We start from the raw sequence: 15,424 nt of genomic DNA, 5'->3' as shown, positions 1-15,424 counted from the left end.
TTGTCGATCTGGTCGTAGGCACGCGCCTCACCGCCAAACTTCTTCGCCTGGCATACCGTCAGCGCCGCCGTCAGCGTCGTCTTGCCATGGTCCACGTGACCAATGGTCCCTACGTTGACATGCGGCTTCTTACGCTCGAATTTTTCCTTGGACACGTTACAACCCCTTCTCGGTAGATTCGGTTAATCAGGAAGCCTTCTTGACGGCCTCGGCCACGTTGGCCGGCGCCTCGGCGTACTTGGCGAATTCCATGGAATAGGTGGCCCGCCCCTGGCTCATGGAGCGCAGCGTGGTGGAGTAGCCGAACATTTCGGCCAGCGGCACCTCGGCCTTCAGGAGCTTGAGCCCGGCGTTGTCGTCCATGCCCTGGATGATGCCGCGACGGCGGTTCAGATCGCCCATCACGTCACCCATGTATTCCTCGGGCGTCTCCACTTCCACCTTCATGATGGGCTCCAGCAGGACAGCCCCCGCCTTCAGGGCGCCTTCCTTGAAACCCATGGAGCCGGCGATCTTGAACGCCATTTCCGAGGAGTCCACGTCGTGGTAGGAGCCGTCATAGAGCGTGACCTTGACGTCCACCACGGGGAAGCCGCAGAGCACGCCGTTCTGCATCTGCTCCTGCACACCCTTGTCCACGGCCGGGATGTATTCCTTGGGCACCACGCCGCCAACGATCCCGTTGACGAACTCATAGCCCTCGCCCGCCTCCTTGGGCTCGATGCGCAGCCACACGTGACCATACTGGCCGCGGCCGCCGGACTGGCGCACAAACTTGCCTTCCTGCTCCACCGTCTTGCGGATGGTCTCGCGGTAGGCCACCTGGGGCTTGCCCACGTTGGCCTCCACCTTGAACTCGCGCTTCATGCGGTCGACGATGATCTCAAGGTGCAGTTCGCCCATGCCCGAGATGATCGTCTGGCCGGATTCCTCGTCCGTATGCACGCGGAAGGAGGGATCCTCCTGGGCCAGCTTGTTGAGCGCGATGCCCATCTTTTCCTGGTCGCCCTTGGTCTTGGGCTCCACGGCCACGGAGATCACCGGGTCGGGGAACTCCATGCGTTCCAGGATCACGGGCTTGTCCAGGGCCGACAGTGTCGTGCCCGTGGTGATGTCCTTCAGACCCACGCAGGCGCCGATGTCGCCCGCACGCAACTCCTTGATTTCCTCGCGGTTGTTGGCGTGCATCTGCAGGATGCGCCCGACCCGCTCCTTGCCGGTATTCTGGGAGTTGTAGACGGTGTCGCCGGAGCTGAGCACGCCCGAATACACCCGGATAAAGGTCAGGGTGCCCACGAAGGGGTCGGTGGCGATCTTGAACGCCAGGGCCGCAAACGGCTCGTCATCGCCCGCGCGCCGCTCGATGGGCTGCTCGGAGTTGGCGTCCAGGCCCTTGATGGGCGGCACGTCGACGGGCGACGGCATGTAGTCGATCACCGCATCCAGCATGGCCTGCACGCCCTTGTTCTTGAAGGCGGTGCCGCACAGCATGGGCACGATTTCCAGATCCACCGTGCGCCGGCGCAGACCCTTCTTGATCTCCGCCTCGGAGAGGTCGCCCTCTTCCAGGTACTTGTTCATCAGCTCTTCGTCGGCCTCGGCCGCGGCCTCGAGCATGTTCTCGCGCCACTTGGCGGCCTCGTCCTGGAGCTCGGCGGGGATGTCCCGCAGCTCGAAGGTGGCGCCCAGGTCCGCTTCGTTCCAGTAGATGGCCTTCATGCGCACCAGATCCACCACGCCCTTGAAGTTCTCCTCGGCACCCACCGGGATCTGGATGGGCACGGGATTGGCGTGCAGGCGCTCGCGCATCTGCTTGTGAACCTTGAAGAAATCCGCGCCGGAGCGGTCCATCTTGTTGACGAAGGCCAGCCGCGGCACACCGTACTTGGTGGCCTGGCGCCAGACCGTCTCGGACTGGGGCTGCACGCCGCCCACGGCGCAGTACACCATGCAGGCACCGTCCAGCACGCGCATGGAACGCTCCACCTCGATGGTGAAGTCCACGTGCCCGGGCGTGTCGATGATATTGACGCGGTGCTCGGGAAACTGCTTGTCCATGCCGGACCAGAAGCAGGTGGTGGCCGCGGAAGTGATGGTGATGCCGCGCTCCTGCTCCTGCTCCATCCAGTCCATGGTGGCCGCCCCGTCGTGCACCTCGCCCACCTTGTGGGAGATGCCGGTGTAGAACAGCACGCGCTCCGTCGTGGTGGTCTTGCCGGCATCAATATGGGCGCTGATGCCGATGTTGCGGTATCGCTCGATGGGGGTTTTGCGTGCCACGGGAAAAATCCTCGAAAAATCTGTCTCTGAAGCGGGCGCCTTACCAGCGGTAATGCGAGAAGGCCTTGTTGGCCTCCGCCATGCGGTGGGTGTCTTCGCGCTTCTTCACTGCGGAGCCCTTGCTTTCGGAGGCATCCATGAGTTCGCCGGCGAGCTTGAGCGCCATGGACTTCTCGCCGCGCTTGCGGGCGGCATCCACGATCCAGCGCATGGCCAGCGCGTTCTGGCGCACGGCGCGCACCTCGACGGGCACCTGGTAGGTGGCACCGCCCACGCGGCGGGACTTCACCTCCACCCGCGGGCGAACGTTGTCGAGGGCCTGCTCGAGCACCTGGATGCCGTCGCCCTTCTTGCTCTCGATCTGGGAGAGCGCACCGTAGAGCACCCGCTCGGCCACGGACTTCTTGCCGTCCTTCATGACGGTGTTGATGAACTTGGCCAGCAGCTCACTCTTGTACTTCGGGTCAGGAAGGATGTGGCGCTTGGGGGCTTCGCTTCTTCTGGACATGATCTATGTACTCTGAAATCGGGCCGTCAGGCCTTCTTGGGGCGCTTGGCACCGTACTTGGAGCGGGCCTGCTTACGATTCTGTACACCCTGGGTGTCCAGGCTGCCGCGCACCGTGTGATAACGCACGCCCGGGAGGTCCTTGACGCGGCCGCCACGAATCAGCACCACCGAGTGCTCCTGCAGATTGTGGCCTTCGCCGCCGATGTAGCTGCTGACCTCGTAGCCGTTGGTGAGGCGCACACGCGCCACCTTGCGAAGCGCCGAGTTGGGCTTCTTCGGGGTCGTGGTATAGACGCGCGTGCAGACGCCGCGGCGCTGCGGACAGGCCTGCAGCGCGGGCACCGCGCTCTTCTCGACCTTGCGCTTGCGCGGCTTGCGCACCAACTGATTGATCGTTGCCATGAAAGATTTTCTCCTACCCAGAAACGACGACAGGCCGGACCCGTACCGGCCTGTCGAGGGTGCGAAATTTTAGGGAACCGCCCCGCCCGCTGTCAAGCCGGACGATAGCCGAACATTGTACCAGACATCAGACCTCAGATATCAGACATCTGATGTCTGATGTCCGACATCTGTTACTCCGAGGTCCCGGTTTCCGCGTCGACGGGCGCCTCCTCGGGCCCTGCGGTCTCCGGCACCATCATGGAGAAGGCCTCCCCGTGGCGCTTGCGGCGGCGGTCCTTGTGGTATGCCAGGCCCGTGCCGGCCGGGATCAGCCGGCCCACGATGACGTTCTCCTTGAGGCCCCGGAGGTCATCCCGGGCTCCGCGGGTGGCGGACTCGGTGAGCACCCGGGTGGTCTCCTGGAAGGAGGCCGCCGAGATGAACGACTCGGTCACCAGCGACGCCTTGGTGATGCCCAGCAGCACCCGCTCGTAATTCGCCTGCTGCTTGTCCGGACCCAGGCGCTCGTGCTCCTCCATGACCCGCGCCCGGTCCACCTGCTCGCCGGTCAGGAAGCGGGTGTCACCCGGATCGGTGATCTCCACCTTGCGCAGCATCTGGCGCACGATCACCTCGATGTGCTTGTCGTTGATCTTCACGCCCTGCAGGCGGTAGACGTCCTGGATCTCCTTGACCATGTACTCGGCCAGCGGGGTCACGCCCAGCAAACGCAGGATGTCGTGGGGGTTCGGCTCGCCGTCGGCGATCACCTCGCCCCGCTCCACATGCTCGCCCTCGAACACGTTCACATGACGCCACTTCGGGATCAGCTCCTCGTGGGTGTCGCCGTTCTCGTCGGTGATGACCAGGCGCTGCTTGCCCTTGGTGTCCTTGCCGAAGCTCACGGTGCCGGTGCGCTCGGCCAGGATGGCCGGCTCCTTGGGCTTGCGGGCCTCGAACAGATCGGCCACCCGGGGCAGACCGCCGGTGATGTCGCGGGTCTTGGACGACTCCTGGGGGATGCGGGCCACCACGTCGCCCACCTCCACCGTAGCGCCGTCCTCCAGGCTCATGATGGCACCGGAAGGCAAGGCGTAATGGGCCGGGATGTCGGTGCCGGCGAGCTTGAGGTCCTTGCCCTTGGCATCCACCAGGCGCACCGTCGGACGCAGGTCCTTGCCGGCGGAACCGCGCGACTTGGGATCCATGACCACGGTGGAGGACAGCCCGGTGATCTCGTCCACCTGCTTGTTGACGGTCACGCCCTCGATGAAGTCGTGCAGCTGGATGCGCCCGGCCACCTCGGTGATGATCGGGTGGGTGTGCGGATCCCAGGTGGCCACTTCCTGGCCGGCCTCCACGGTGTCGCCCTCGTGGACCGAGATCACCGCGCCGTAGGGCACCTTGTAGCGCTCACGCTCACGGCCCTGGTCGTCGATGATGCCCAGCTCGCCGGAGCGGGACACCGCCACCAGGTTGCCGTGCTTGTTGGTCACCGTCTTGATGTTGTGCAGGCGGATGGTGCCTTTGGTGCGGGCCGAGATGGCGCTGATAGCCACGGAACGGCTCGCCGCACCACCGATATGGAAGGTGCGCATGGTGAGCTGGGTGCCGGGCTCGCCAATCGACTGGGCGGCAATCACGCCCACCGCCTCGCCTTCGTTAACGTGATGCCCGCGGGCGAGATCACGGCCGTAGCACATGGAGCAGATGCCGTAGCGGGTCTCGCAGGAGATGGCCGAACGCACCACCACCTCATCGATGCCGTTGGTCTCCATGAGGTCCACCGCGTCCTCATCCAGCAGCGTCCCGGCGGGCAGCAGGCTGGAGCCGTCGGCCATCTTGACGTCATGGGCCAGCACGCGACCGAGTACCCGCTCGCGCAACGGTTCCACCACGTCGCCGCCCTCGATGATGGGCTTGAGCACGATGCCCTTCTCGGTACCGCAGTCGTACTCGGTGACCACCAGGTCCTGGGCCACGTCCACCAGGCGGCGGGTGAGATACCCGGAGTTGGCGGTCTTGAGTGCCGTGTCCGCCAGGCCCTTGCGCGCGCCGTGGGTGGAGATGAAGTACTGCAGCACGTTCAGGCCCTCACGGAAGTTGGCCGTGATGGGAGTCTCGATGATGGAGCCGTCCGGCTTGGCCATCAGGCCGCGCATGCCCGCCAACTGGCGGATCTGGGCCGCGGAACCTCGGGCACCGGAGTCGGCCATCATGAAGATGGAGTTGAAGGAGGGCTGCTTGACGGTGTTGCCCTCGGCGTCCACCACCTCGTCCTTGCCCAGCTTCTCCATCATGGCCTTGGCCACCTGGTCGTTGGTGTGCGACCAGATGTCCACCACCTTGTTGTAGCGCTCGCCCTTGGTGACCAGACCGGAGGCGTACTGGTCCTCGATCTCCTTCACCTGGCTCTCGGCGTTGGACAGGATGCCGGTCTTCTCGCCCGGAATCACCATGTCGTTGATGCCGAAGGACACGCCCGCACGGGTGGAATACTTGAAGCCCGTGTACATGAGCTGGTCGGCAAACACCACCGTCTCCTTCAGGCCCACACGCCGGTAACAGGCGTTGATCAGCTGGGAGATGGCCTTCTTGTTGAGATCGCGGTTGACCAGCTCGAAGGGCAGGCCTTCGGGCAGAATCTGCGACAGCAGGGACCGCCCCACGGTGGTCTTGACGCGGCTGACCGTTTCCTGGAGTTCGCCGTCCTCGTCCGGCGTCACCTCGCGGATACGCACCTCGATGCGCGCGTGCAGTTCCACCTGCCCGGACTCGTAGGCGCGATGCACCTCGTCCACGTCCGCGAAGAACATGCCCTCGCCGCGGGCGTTCACCCGGTCGCGGGACATGTAGTACAGGCCCAGCACGATGTCCTGGGACGGCACGATGATGGGGTCACCGTGGGCGGGCGAGAGGATGTTGTTGGTGGACATCATCAGCGCACGGGCTTCCAGCTGCGCCTCCAGCGACAGGGGCACGTGCACGGCCATCTGGTCGCCGTCGAAGTCCGCGTTGAACGCGGCGCACACCAGCGGGTGCAGCTGGATGGCCTTGCCCTCGATGAGCACCGGCTCGAAGGCCTGGATGCCCAGACGGTGCAGGGTCGGCGCACGGTTGAGCATCACCGGATGCTCGCGGATCACCTCGTCGAGGATATCCCACACCTCCGGCCCTTCACGCTCCACCAGCTTCTTGGCCGCCTTGATGGTGGTGGCCAGCCCGCGGCGGTGCAGCTTGCCGAAGATGAAGGGCTTGAACAGCTCCAGGGCCATCTTCTTGGGCAGGCCGCACTGGTGCAGACGCAGCGTCGGACCCACCACGATCACGGAACGGCCGGAGTAGTCCACGCGCTTGCCCAGCAGGTTCTGGCGGAAGCGCCCCTGCTTGCCCTTGATCATGTCGGCCAGCGACTTGAGCGGGCGCTTGTTGGTGCCGGTGATGGCACGGCCGCGACGGCCGTTGTCCAGCAGCGCGTCCACGGACTCCTGCAGCATGCGCTTTTCGTTGCGCACGATGATGTCCGGGGCGTTGAGCTCCAGCAGGCGCTTGAGGCGGTTGTTGCGGTTGATCACCCGGCGGTACAGGTCGTTCAGATCGGACGTGGCGAAACGGCCGCCGTCCAGCGGCACCAGCGGACGCAGGTCCGGCGGCAGCACCGGCAGGACCTTGAGGATCATCCACTCCGGCTTGTTGCCGGAATCCAGGAAGGACTCGATCAGCTTCAGGCGCTTGGCGAGGCGCTTGATCTTGGTCTCGGAGTTGGTCTCGTTGACCTCGGCGCGCAGCTTGGCCGCCTCGCTCTGCATGTCGATGGAGATCAGCAGTTCGTAGACCGCCTCGGCACCCATCCGGGCGTCGAACTCATCGCCGTGTTCCTCGATGGCCTCGAGATACTGCTCGTCGGTGAGCAACTGGCCGCGCTCCAGCGTGGTCAGACCCGGGTCGATGACCACGAAGGCCTCGAAGTAGAGCACGCGCTCGATGTCGCGAAGCGTCATGTCCAGCAGCAGACCGATGCGTGACGGCAGGCTCTTCAGGAACCAGATGTGGGCCACGGGGCTGGCCAGTTCGATGTGGCCCATGCGCTCGCGGCGCACCTTGGTCTGGGTGACCTCGACGCCGCACTTCTCGCACACCACGCCGCGGTGCTTGAGACGCTTGTACTTGCCGCACAGGCACTCGTAGTCCTTGATGGGACCGAAGATCTTGGCGCAGAACAGGCCGTCACGCTCCGGCTTGAAGGTGCGGTAGTTGATGGTTTCGGGCTTTTTCACCTCACCGAAGGACCAGGAACGGATCAGCTCGGGCGAGGACAGGCCGATGCGAATGGCATCGAACTCTTCCACGTGGCCCTGCTGCTTCAGAAGATTGAGAAGGTCTTTCATGTAATCACCTCAATTCGGTCGGAGGGGTCTGCTTTCGTGATCGGGCCGGGATCACCGGCCCGTCGAACAGCCTCTCCTGTCAGTCCTGTTCCAGCTCGATGTTGATGGCCAGCGAACGGATTTCCTTCATGAGCACATTGAAGGACTCCGGAATGTTCGCCTCCATCCGGTGGTCGCCGTCGACGATGTTCTTGTACATCTTGTTGCGGCCCTGAACGTCGTCGGATTTCACCGTGAGCATCTCCTGCAGCGTGTACGCCGCACCGTAGGCCTCCAGCGCCCAGACCTCCATCTCGCCGAAGCGCTGGCCGCCGAACTGCGCCTTGCCGCCCAGCGGCTGCTGGGTGACCAGGCTGTAGGGGCCGGTGGAGCGGGCATGCATCTTGTCGTCGACCAGGTGGTTGAGCTTGAGCATGTGCATGTAGCCCACAGTCACCGGGCGGTCGAAGGATTCGCCGGTGCGCCCGTCGTAGAGCGTGCTCTGCCCCGTCTCGGGCAGCTCGGCGAGCTTGAGCATGGCCTTGATCTCGTCCTCCTCGGCACCGTCAAACACCGGCGTCGCCATGGGCACGCCCTTCTCCAGGTTCCGGCAGAGGTTCAGGATCTCGTCGTCGGAGAGCTGACCGAGGTCCACCTTCTTGTCGCGATGGTTGTAGATCTTGTCCAGGAACTTGCGCAGCTCGTCCACCTTGGCCTTGGCCTCCACCATGCGGGCAATCTTCTGCCCCAGGCCCTTGGCGGCCCAGCCCAGATGCGTCTCCAGCACCTGTCCCACGTTCATGCGCGAAGGCACGCCCAGCGGGTTGAGCACGATATCGACCGGGGTGCCGTCCTCCAGGTACGGCATGTCCTCCACCGGCACGATCATCGACACCACGCCCTTGTTGCCGTGGCGGCCGGCCATCTTGTCGCCCGGCTGCATGCGGCGCTTCACGGCGAGATACACCTTGACCATCTTCAGCACGCCGGGGGCGAGATCGTCGCCGGCGGTGAGCTTTTCCTTCTGCTCCTTGAAGCGGGTCTCGAAGGCCTCCTGCTGCTCCCTGAGCTGCGCGGCCATCTTCTCCAGCTGCTCGTTGACGTCCTCGGTGCGCATGCGCACCTCGAACCACTTCTCGCGCGGTACCTCGGACAGATAGGTCTTGGTGACCTTGGTGCCGTCCTTGAGCTTGTTGGGGCCACCGGCGGCCAGCTTGCCGGTCAGCAGCTTCTCGACGCGGTCGTAGATGTCATCCTCGTAGATGCGCAGCTGGTCCTTGAGGTCCTTGCGCACGGCGGCCAGGGCGGCCTCCTCGATCTGCAGCGCACGCTTGTCCTTCTCCACACCATCGCGGGTGAACACGCGCACGTCGATCACGGTGCCTTCCATGCCGGAGGGCACGCGCAGGGAGGTGTCCTTCACGTCGGAGGCCTTCTCGCCGAAGATGGCGCGCAGCAGCTTCTCTTCCGGGGTCAACTGGGTCTCGCCCTTGGGCGTGACCTTGCCCACCAGGATGTCGTTGGGCTTGACCTCGGCGCCAACGTACACGATGCCGGACTCGTCCAGCTTGGAGAGCAGGCTCTCGGAGACGTTGGGGATGTCCGCGCTGATCTCCTCGGAACCCAGCTTGGTGTCGCGGGCGACGCAGGTCAGCTCCTCGATGTGGATGGAGGTGAAGCGGTCCTCCTGCACCACGCGCTCGGAGATGAGAATCGAGTCCTCGAAGTTGTAGCCGTTCCAGGGCATGAACGCGACCATCATGTTCTGCCCCAGCGCCAGCTCGCCCATGTCCGTGGAGGAGCCGTCCGCCAGCACGTCGCCCCGGGCCAGTTCGTCGCCCACGTTCACCAGCGGGCGCTGGTTGATGCAGGTGTTCTGGTTGGAGCGGGTGTACTTGGTCAGGTTATAGATGTCCACGCCCGGCTCGCCGGCCTCGGTCTCGTCGTCATTGACGCGCACCACGATGCGCGCGGCATCGACCGAGTCCACCACGCCGCCGCGGCGGGCGACGATGGAGGAACCGGAGTCGATGGCCACGGTGCGCTCGATGCCGGTACCCACCACGGCGGTCTCGGAACGCAGGCAGGGCACCGCCTGGCGCTGCATGTTGGAGCCCATGAGCGCGCGGTTGGCGTCGTCGTGCTCCAGGAACGGGATCAGCGCCGCGGCCACCGAGACGATCTGCTTGGGCGAGATATCCATGAACTCGATCTTGTCCGGCGTGGACATGGTGAATTCATTGGCGTGACGGCAGGACACCAGTTCGTCCACCAGCTTGCCCTTGGCATCCAGGCTGGCGTTCGCCTGGGCGATCACGTACTGGCCCTCCTCGATGGCGGACAGATACACGATCTCGTCGGTCACCTTGCCATTCTCCACCTTGCGGTAGGGCGTCTCCAGGAAGCCGTACTCGTTGGTGCGCGCATAGACGGCCAGGGAGTTGATCAGGCCGATGTTCGGGCCTTCCGGGGTCTCGATGGGGCAGACACGGCCGTAGTGCGTCGGGTGCACGTCGCGCACCTCGAAGCCGGCCCGCTCGCGGGTCAGGCCGCCGGGGCCCAGGGCCGAGATACGGCGCTTGTGGGTCACCTCGGAGAGCGGGTTGTTCTGGTCCATGAACTGGGACAGCTGGCTGGAGCCGAAGAACTCCTTCACCGCAGCCGCCACGGGCTTGGCGTTGATCAGCTCCTGGGGCATCAGCCCCTCGCTCTCGGCCACGCTCAGGCGCTCCTTCACGGCACGCTCCACGCGCACCAGGCCGACGCGGAAGACGTTCTCCGCCATCTCACCCACGGAACGGATACGCCGGTTGCCCAGGTGATCGATGTCATCCACCTGGCCGTTGCCGTTGCGGATGTCGATCAGCGTCTTGAGCACCGCCAGGATGTCGTCGGTATCCAGCACGCCGGAGCCGGTGATCTCCTCGCGGCCCACGCGGCGGTTGAACTTCATGCGGCCCACCGCGGACAGGTCGTAGCGGTCCTCGGTGAAGAACAGGTTGTTGAACAGGTTCTCCGCGGCCTCCTTGGTGGGGGGCTCGCCGGGGCGCATCATGCGGTAGATCTCCACCTGCGCCTCCAGCTGGGAGCGGGTGGGATCGATGGTCAGGGTGGTGGAGATGTACGGCCCGTGATCGAGATCGTTGGTGTATAGCGTGCGGAACTCCTTGATGCCCGCGGCGCGGATCTTCTTCAGCAGATCCTCGGTGATCTCGTCATTGGCGTTGGCCACCACCTCACCGCTGTCGGTGTCGATGATGTTGTGGGCCAGCACCTTGCCCACCAGGTACTCCGAGGGGACGGTGATGGACTTGATCTTGGCCGCTTCCAGCTCACGCACGTGGCGCGCCGTGATGCGCCGGCCGCTCTCCACGATCACCTTGCTCTTGACCTTGAAGTCGAACGCGGCCACCTCGCCGCGCAGACGCTCGGGGATCAGCTCCATGTCGAAGCCGTCCTTGGTGAGCTTGACCGTGTTGGTCTCGAAGAAGGTCGCGATGATCTCCTCGGTCTCCATGCCCAGGGCACGCAGCAGCACCGTGGCCGGCAGCTTGCGGCGCCGGTCGATGCGCACGAAGATGGCGTCCTTCGGGTCGAACTCGAAATCCAGCCACGAACCGCGGTAGGGGATCACGCGGGCATTGAACAGCAGCTTGCCCGAACTGTGAGTCTTGCCCTTGTCGTGATCGAAGAACACACCCGGCGAGCGATGCAACTGGGAGACGATCACCCGCTCCGTGCCGTTGATCACGAAGGTGCCGTTCTCGGTCATGAGCGGCAGTTCGCCCATGTAGACTTCCTGTTCCTTGATGTCCTTGACCGGGCGCGAACCGGCGGGCGCATCCTTGTCGTAGATCACCAGGCGCAGCAGCACCCGCAGGGGCGCCGCATAGGTGAGACCGCGCAACTGGCACTCCTTGACGTCGAATACCGGCTTGCCGAGCCGGTAGCTCACGTACTGAAGCTCAACCGTGCCGGAATAGCTTACAATCGGAAACACCGTCTTGAACGCCGCGTGCAACCCCACGTCCCGGCGCGCATCCTCGGCCCGGTCCGCCTGAAGAAACTGGCTGTAGGACTCGAGCTGGGTGGTCAGCAGGTAGGGCACATCGAGGATCTGGGGGCGTTTGCCGAAATCCTTGCGGATGCGTTTCTTTTCGGTGTAGCTGTAAGCCATTGCGCTTCCTCACACTAGAATCCGATGCACGGACCGTCGGCATTGCGACGGGCGGTGCAAGCAGGAAGAGGCCGGCGGTGAAATCACCGCCAGCCTCCAAACGTCACGCGAATGTCTCGCGAAACAAGTACAGACCGATTACTTCAGCTCGACGCTGGCGCCGGCTTCCTCAAGTTCCTTCTTGATCTTCTCGGCCTCTTCCTTGTTGGCGCCTTCCTTCACGGTGGAGGGCGCACCCTCGACCATGTCCTTGGCCTCCTTCAGACCCAGACCGGTGATGGCGCGCACGACCTTGATCACGCCCACCTTGTTGGAACCGAAGCTGGTCATCACCACGTCGAACTCGTCCTTCGCCTCGGCGGCAGCCTCGCCACCGGCGGCGGCACCGGCCACCGGGGCGGCGGCGACGGCGGCAGCGGCGGACACGCCGAACTTCTCTTCCATGGCGGAGATCAGGTCAACGATCTCCAGCACGGTCATGTTGGAAATGGTTTCCAGAATGTCTTCTTTCGAAACAGCCATGATGTTCTCCTGAAAGGTAAAACCCGATTCAAAAAATGCGGTAGCCGTCAGGCGCTCGCCTGCTTCTGATCGCGGATGGCAGCGACGGTGCGAACCAGCTTGCCCGGGACCTCGTTGAGGGTGCGCGCGAACTTGTCGAGCGGCGCCTTCATCACGGCCATCAGCAGACTGATGGCCTGGTCGCGGGTCGGCAGACTCGCCAACCGTTCCAGCTCACCGGGGCCGAGCAGCTGTCCACCCACGGACACCAGCCTGACCTCGAGCTTCTTGTGCTCCTTGGCGAAATCCTTGACCAGGCGTGCGGCGGCACCGGGATCCTCCTGCGAGAAGGCGAGGACCAGCGGCCCCACAAAACCTTCCTGCATGCAGGCGAAATCGGTCCCTTCCACCGCGCGGCGGGCCAGGGAATTCTTCACCACCCGCAGATAGACGCCTGTCTCACGCGCCTTGGCGCGCAGTTCGGTCATCTCGCTGACGGACAGCCCGCGGTACTCTGCAGCCACCGCGGAATGAGCACTCGCAGCCACCGCGGCAACTTCGGAGACAATCTGCTTCTTGTCTTCGAGATTCAGTGCCACGATACCTACCTCCTGTTTGACGACGGGGCTTTCACGCCACCGCCGCTGAGTCGTACAACCGGACCGGAAAACCGGGCCGGCCACCTTACGGCGCCCCTCAGCAGGAAGTACCTGAATCGGGTGACACCGTCTGCGCAGGCAGGACACGCCATTAAGCCTTCAGCCAGCCTTCGGCCGTCGGCGCCTGCGGTCTTGGACGGATGCCGGGCCCCGCACCCGAAGGCGTCGAACCCGGCAGTCCTACCCAAACTGTTCCGAAAAGCCCCGCGGGGCGTTCCGGGTTCATGCGGATCAGGCAGACAGGCTGGTCTGATCCACGGCGATGCCCGGCCCCATGGTGGTGGAGACGGTCACCTTCTTCATGTAGATACCCTTGGCCGCCGAAGGCTTGGCCTTGTTCAGGTCAGCCAGCAGCGCGTTGAGGTTCTCCGTCAGGGCCTGGGGCTCAAAGCTCACGTTGCCGATGGAGCAGTGAATGATGCCCGCCTTGTCGGTGCGGTAACGCACCTGACCGCCCTTGGCGTTCTTCACGGCGGTGGCCACGTCGGTGGTCACGGTGCCGACCTTGGGGTTCGGCATCAGGCCGCGCGGACCGAGGATCTGACCCAGCTGGCCCACCACGCGCATGGCGTCCGGCGTGGCGATGACCACGTCGAAGTCCAGGTTGCCCTTCTTCACCTGTTCCGCCAGATCGTCCATGCCGACGATGTCGGCACCGGCCTCTTTCGCGGCATCGGCGTTGGCGCCCTGGGTAAACACCGCCACACGCACGGTCTTGCCGGTGCCGTTGGGCAGCACCGTGGAACCGCGCACGACCTGGTCGGACTTGCGGGGATCCACGCCGAGGTTGACGCTCACGTCAACGGATTCGGAGAACTTCACCGCGGAGAGATCCTTCAGGATCTGCAGCGCCTCGGTGACGGGATACAGCTTGCCGGGCTCCACCTTCTCGCGGATGGCCCGCATGCGCTTGCTCAGCTTTGCCATGTCAGACACCCTCCACTTCAAGGCCCATGCTGCGGGCACTGCCGGCGATGGTGCGCACGGCCGCGTCGAGATCCGCCGCGGTGAGATCCGGCTGCTTGGTCTTCGCGATCTCCTCGAGCTGCTCGCGGGTCACCTTCCCCACCTTGTTGGTGTTGGGCGTGGCGGAACCGGAAGCAATCCCGGCGGCCTTCTTCAGCAGAATGGCGGCGGGGGGCGTCTTGGTGATGAACGTGAAGCTGCGGTCCGAATAGACGGTGATCACCACCGGAATCGGCAGGCCCGGCTCCACGCCCTGGGTCTGGGCATTGAAGGCCTTGCAGAACTCCATGATGTTCACACCGTGCTGACCCAGCGCCGGACCCACCGGCGGACTCGGGTTGGCCTGCCCGGCCTTCACCTGCAGCTTGATATAAGCTTCAATCTTCTTTGCCATTACACACTCCTAAGCGGGTACAAGCGCCGCGAGGCTCCCCGGAACTGCAGGTACAAGGGCAAAGGTACAAGGTACAAGGGGTTCAATACCCTTTGCCCTTGTACCTTGTACCTTGTACCTGCCTTTAAGCCTTTTCCACCTGGTGGAACTCGAGTTCCACGGGGGTGGATCGGCCGAAAATCTGTACAGCCACCAGCAGGCGGCTCTTGTCGTAATTCACTTCCTCGACGACGCCGTTGAAGTCGTTGAACGGGCCGTCGGTGACGCGCACCACCTCGCCGGGCTCGAAGAGCACCTTCGGACGCGGCTTCTCGGCGCCCTCCTGCATGCGCTGGAGGATGGTCTCGGCCTCCTTGTCGCTGATGGGAGAGGGCTTGTCGGCGGACGCCCCGATGAAGCCCAGCACCTTCGGCACGTCCTTGACCAGGTGCCAGGTCTCGTCATCCATCTCCATCTGCACCAGCACGTAGCCGGGGAAAAACTTGCGCTCGCTCTTGCGCTTCTGGCCCTCGCGCATCTCCACGACTTCCTCGGTGGGCACCAGGATCTCGCCGAACTTGTCCTGCATGCCATAACGCTGAATGCGCTCCTCGAGGGAACGCTTCACGTGATTCTCGAAGCCCGAGTAGGCGTGCACCACATACCAACGCAAAGCCATGTGTGTTTCTTACCCTCCGGTACCGATGAACCCGCGGACACCCCATGCCAGCAGCATGTCAAGGAGCCACAGGAAGATGCCCACGAGGATCACCACCACGATCACGATCAGCGTGGTCTGGGTCGCCTCGGCCCGGGTCGGCCAGACCATCTTGCGCACCTCGGTGCGCGAGTCGCCGAGGAATGCTGCCAGCGACTGCCCGAGCGCCGTGGTGAACACGATGCCCGCCGCCACCAGCGCCACTGCCACAAGGCCCAGCACCCGGAACAGCAGGGACTCATCGACAAACCAGTAGAAGCCGAAGACCCCGAGCACCAGAAGGCCGACCGCAAAGGCCAGCTTGATGGTGTCGAAACCGGAAGTCTGTAGATCGTCCGACTTTGCCATGGTGATACCGAATGCCCGTTCGTTCAGCGCGATGCCGGTGAAGTGGCAGGCCAGGAGGGACTCGAACCCCCAACCTGCGGTTTTGGAGACCGCTGCTCTGCCAATTGAGCTACTGGCCTAGAAATCAGGTACAAGGGAAAA

The 15,424-nt window shown here is 64.1% G+C and carries 12 protein-coding genes and 1 tRNA gene; all 13 read right to left on the bottom strand.

Annotation, left to right across the window (positions count from 1 at the left end; translation table 11 throughout):
- Window positions 1-155 (bottom strand): GTP-binding protein (locus tag B1C78_RS15855; RefSeq protein WP_245795466.1); only part of this gene is annotated, 155 nt, incomplete at its 3' end.
- A gap of 31 nt (window positions 156-186) precedes the next feature.
- Window positions 187-2,280, bottom strand: coding sequence for an elongation factor G (gene fusA, locus B1C78_RS15850; RefSeq protein ID WP_077280141.1), 2,094 nt, complete (start codon window positions 2,278-2,280; stop codon window positions 187-189).
- Between the two features lie 40 nt (window positions 2,281-2,320).
- Window positions 2,321-2,788, bottom strand: a complete 468-nt coding sequence (gene rpsG / locus B1C78_RS15845) for a 30S ribosomal protein S7 (protein WP_077280140.1) — start codon at window positions 2,786-2,788, stop codon at window positions 2,321-2,323.
- A 26-nt stretch (window positions 2,789-2,814) separates the two neighbouring features.
- A complete protein-coding gene (gene rpsL / locus B1C78_RS15840; protein ID WP_012638885.1) occupies window positions 2,815-3,192 on the bottom strand; it encodes a 30S ribosomal protein S12 in 378 nt (125 codons plus the stop codon).
- Between the two features lie 173 nt (window positions 3,193-3,365).
- A complete protein-coding gene (rpoC, locus tag B1C78_RS15835; protein ID WP_077280139.1) occupies window positions 3,366-7,562 on the bottom strand; it encodes a DNA-directed RNA polymerase subunit beta' in 4,197 nt (1,398 codons plus the stop codon).
- A 79-nt stretch (window positions 7,563-7,641) separates the two neighbouring features.
- Window positions 7,642-11,718 (bottom strand): DNA-directed RNA polymerase subunit beta, encoded by a 4,077-nt coding sequence (rpoB, locus tag B1C78_RS15830; protein WP_077280138.1) that lies wholly within the window; start codon window positions 11,716-11,718, stop codon window positions 7,642-7,644.
- Between the two features lie 138 nt (window positions 11,719-11,856).
- A complete protein-coding gene (rplL, locus tag B1C78_RS15825) occupies window positions 11,857-12,240 on the bottom strand; it encodes a 50S ribosomal protein L7/L12 (RefSeq protein ID WP_077280137.1) in 384 nt (127 codons plus the stop codon).
- Between the two features lie 47 nt (window positions 12,241-12,287).
- Window positions 12,288-12,812: a 50S ribosomal protein L10 gene (rplJ, locus tag B1C78_RS15820; protein ID WP_217698051.1), complete on the bottom strand. Its 525-nt coding sequence runs from the start codon at window positions 12,810-12,812 to the stop codon at window positions 12,288-12,290.
- A gap of 297 nt (window positions 12,813-13,109) precedes the next feature.
- Window positions 13,110-13,805, bottom strand: coding sequence for a 50S ribosomal protein L1 (rplA, locus tag B1C78_RS15815; RefSeq protein WP_077280135.1), 696 nt, complete (start codon window positions 13,803-13,805; stop codon window positions 13,110-13,112).
- Window position 13,806: 1 nt separating this feature from the next.
- Window positions 13,807-14,238 (bottom strand): 50S ribosomal protein L11, encoded by a 432-nt coding sequence (rplK, locus tag B1C78_RS15810; RefSeq protein ID WP_077280134.1) that lies wholly within the window; start codon window positions 14,236-14,238, stop codon window positions 13,807-13,809.
- 124 nt (window positions 14,239-14,362) lie between these two features.
- A complete protein-coding gene (gene nusG / locus B1C78_RS15805; protein WP_077280133.1) occupies window positions 14,363-14,896 on the bottom strand; it encodes a transcription termination/antitermination protein NusG in 534 nt (177 codons plus the stop codon).
- 9 nt (window positions 14,897-14,905) lie between these two features.
- Window positions 14,906-15,283, bottom strand: coding sequence for a preprotein translocase subunit SecE (gene secE / locus B1C78_RS15800; protein ID WP_077280132.1), 378 nt, complete (start codon window positions 15,281-15,283; stop codon window positions 14,906-14,908).
- Window positions 15,284-15,326: 43 nt separating this feature from the next.
- Window positions 15,327-15,402: transfer RNA gene (locus tag B1C78_RS15795), tRNA-Trp, on the bottom strand.
- Between the last annotated feature and the right edge of the window lie 22 nt (window positions 15,403-15,424).

Origin of the sequence: Thioalkalivibrio denitrificans, assembly GCF_002000365.1 — a bacterium.
Taxonomy (GTDB): domain Bacteria; phylum Pseudomonadota; class Gammaproteobacteria; order Ectothiorhodospirales; family Ectothiorhodospiraceae; genus Thioalkalivibrio_A; species Thioalkalivibrio_A denitrificans.
This window is presented reverse-complemented; position numbering and strand designations above follow the sequence as displayed.

Bases quoted from the DNA above. Each gene is read 5' to 3' on its own strand.
- rpsG (WP_077280140.1), bottom strand. From the start codon at position 2,788: ATGTCCAGAAGAAGCGAAGCCCCCAAGCGCCACATCCTTCCTGACCCG.
- rpsL (WP_012638885.1), bottom strand. From the start codon at position 3,192: ATGGCAACGATCAATCAGTTGGTGCGCAAGCCGCGCAAGCGCAAGGTC.
- rpoC (WP_077280139.1), bottom strand. From the start codon at position 7,562: ATGAAAGACCTTCTCAATCTTCTGAAGCAGCAGGGCCACGTGGAAGAG.
- rpoB (WP_077280138.1), bottom strand. From the start codon at position 11,718: ATGGCTTACAGCTACACCGAAAAGAAACGCATCCGCAAGGATTTCGGC.
- rplL (WP_077280137.1), bottom strand. From the start codon at position 12,240: ATGGCTGTTTCGAAAGAAGACATTCTGGAAACCATTTCCAACATGACC.
- rplA (WP_077280135.1), bottom strand. From the start codon at position 13,805: ATGGCAAAGCTGAGCAAGCGCATGCGGGCCATCCGCGAGAAGGTGGAG.
- rplK (WP_077280134.1), bottom strand. From the start codon at position 14,238: ATGGCAAAGAAGATTGAAGCTTATATCAAGCTGCAGGTGAAGGCCGGG.
- nusG (WP_077280133.1), bottom strand. From the start codon at position 14,896: ATGGCTTTGCGTTGGTATGTGGTGCACGCCTACTCGGGCTTCGAGAAT.
- secE (WP_077280132.1), bottom strand. From the start codon at position 15,283: ATGGCAAAGTCGGACGATCTACAGACTTCCGGTTTCGACACCATCAAG.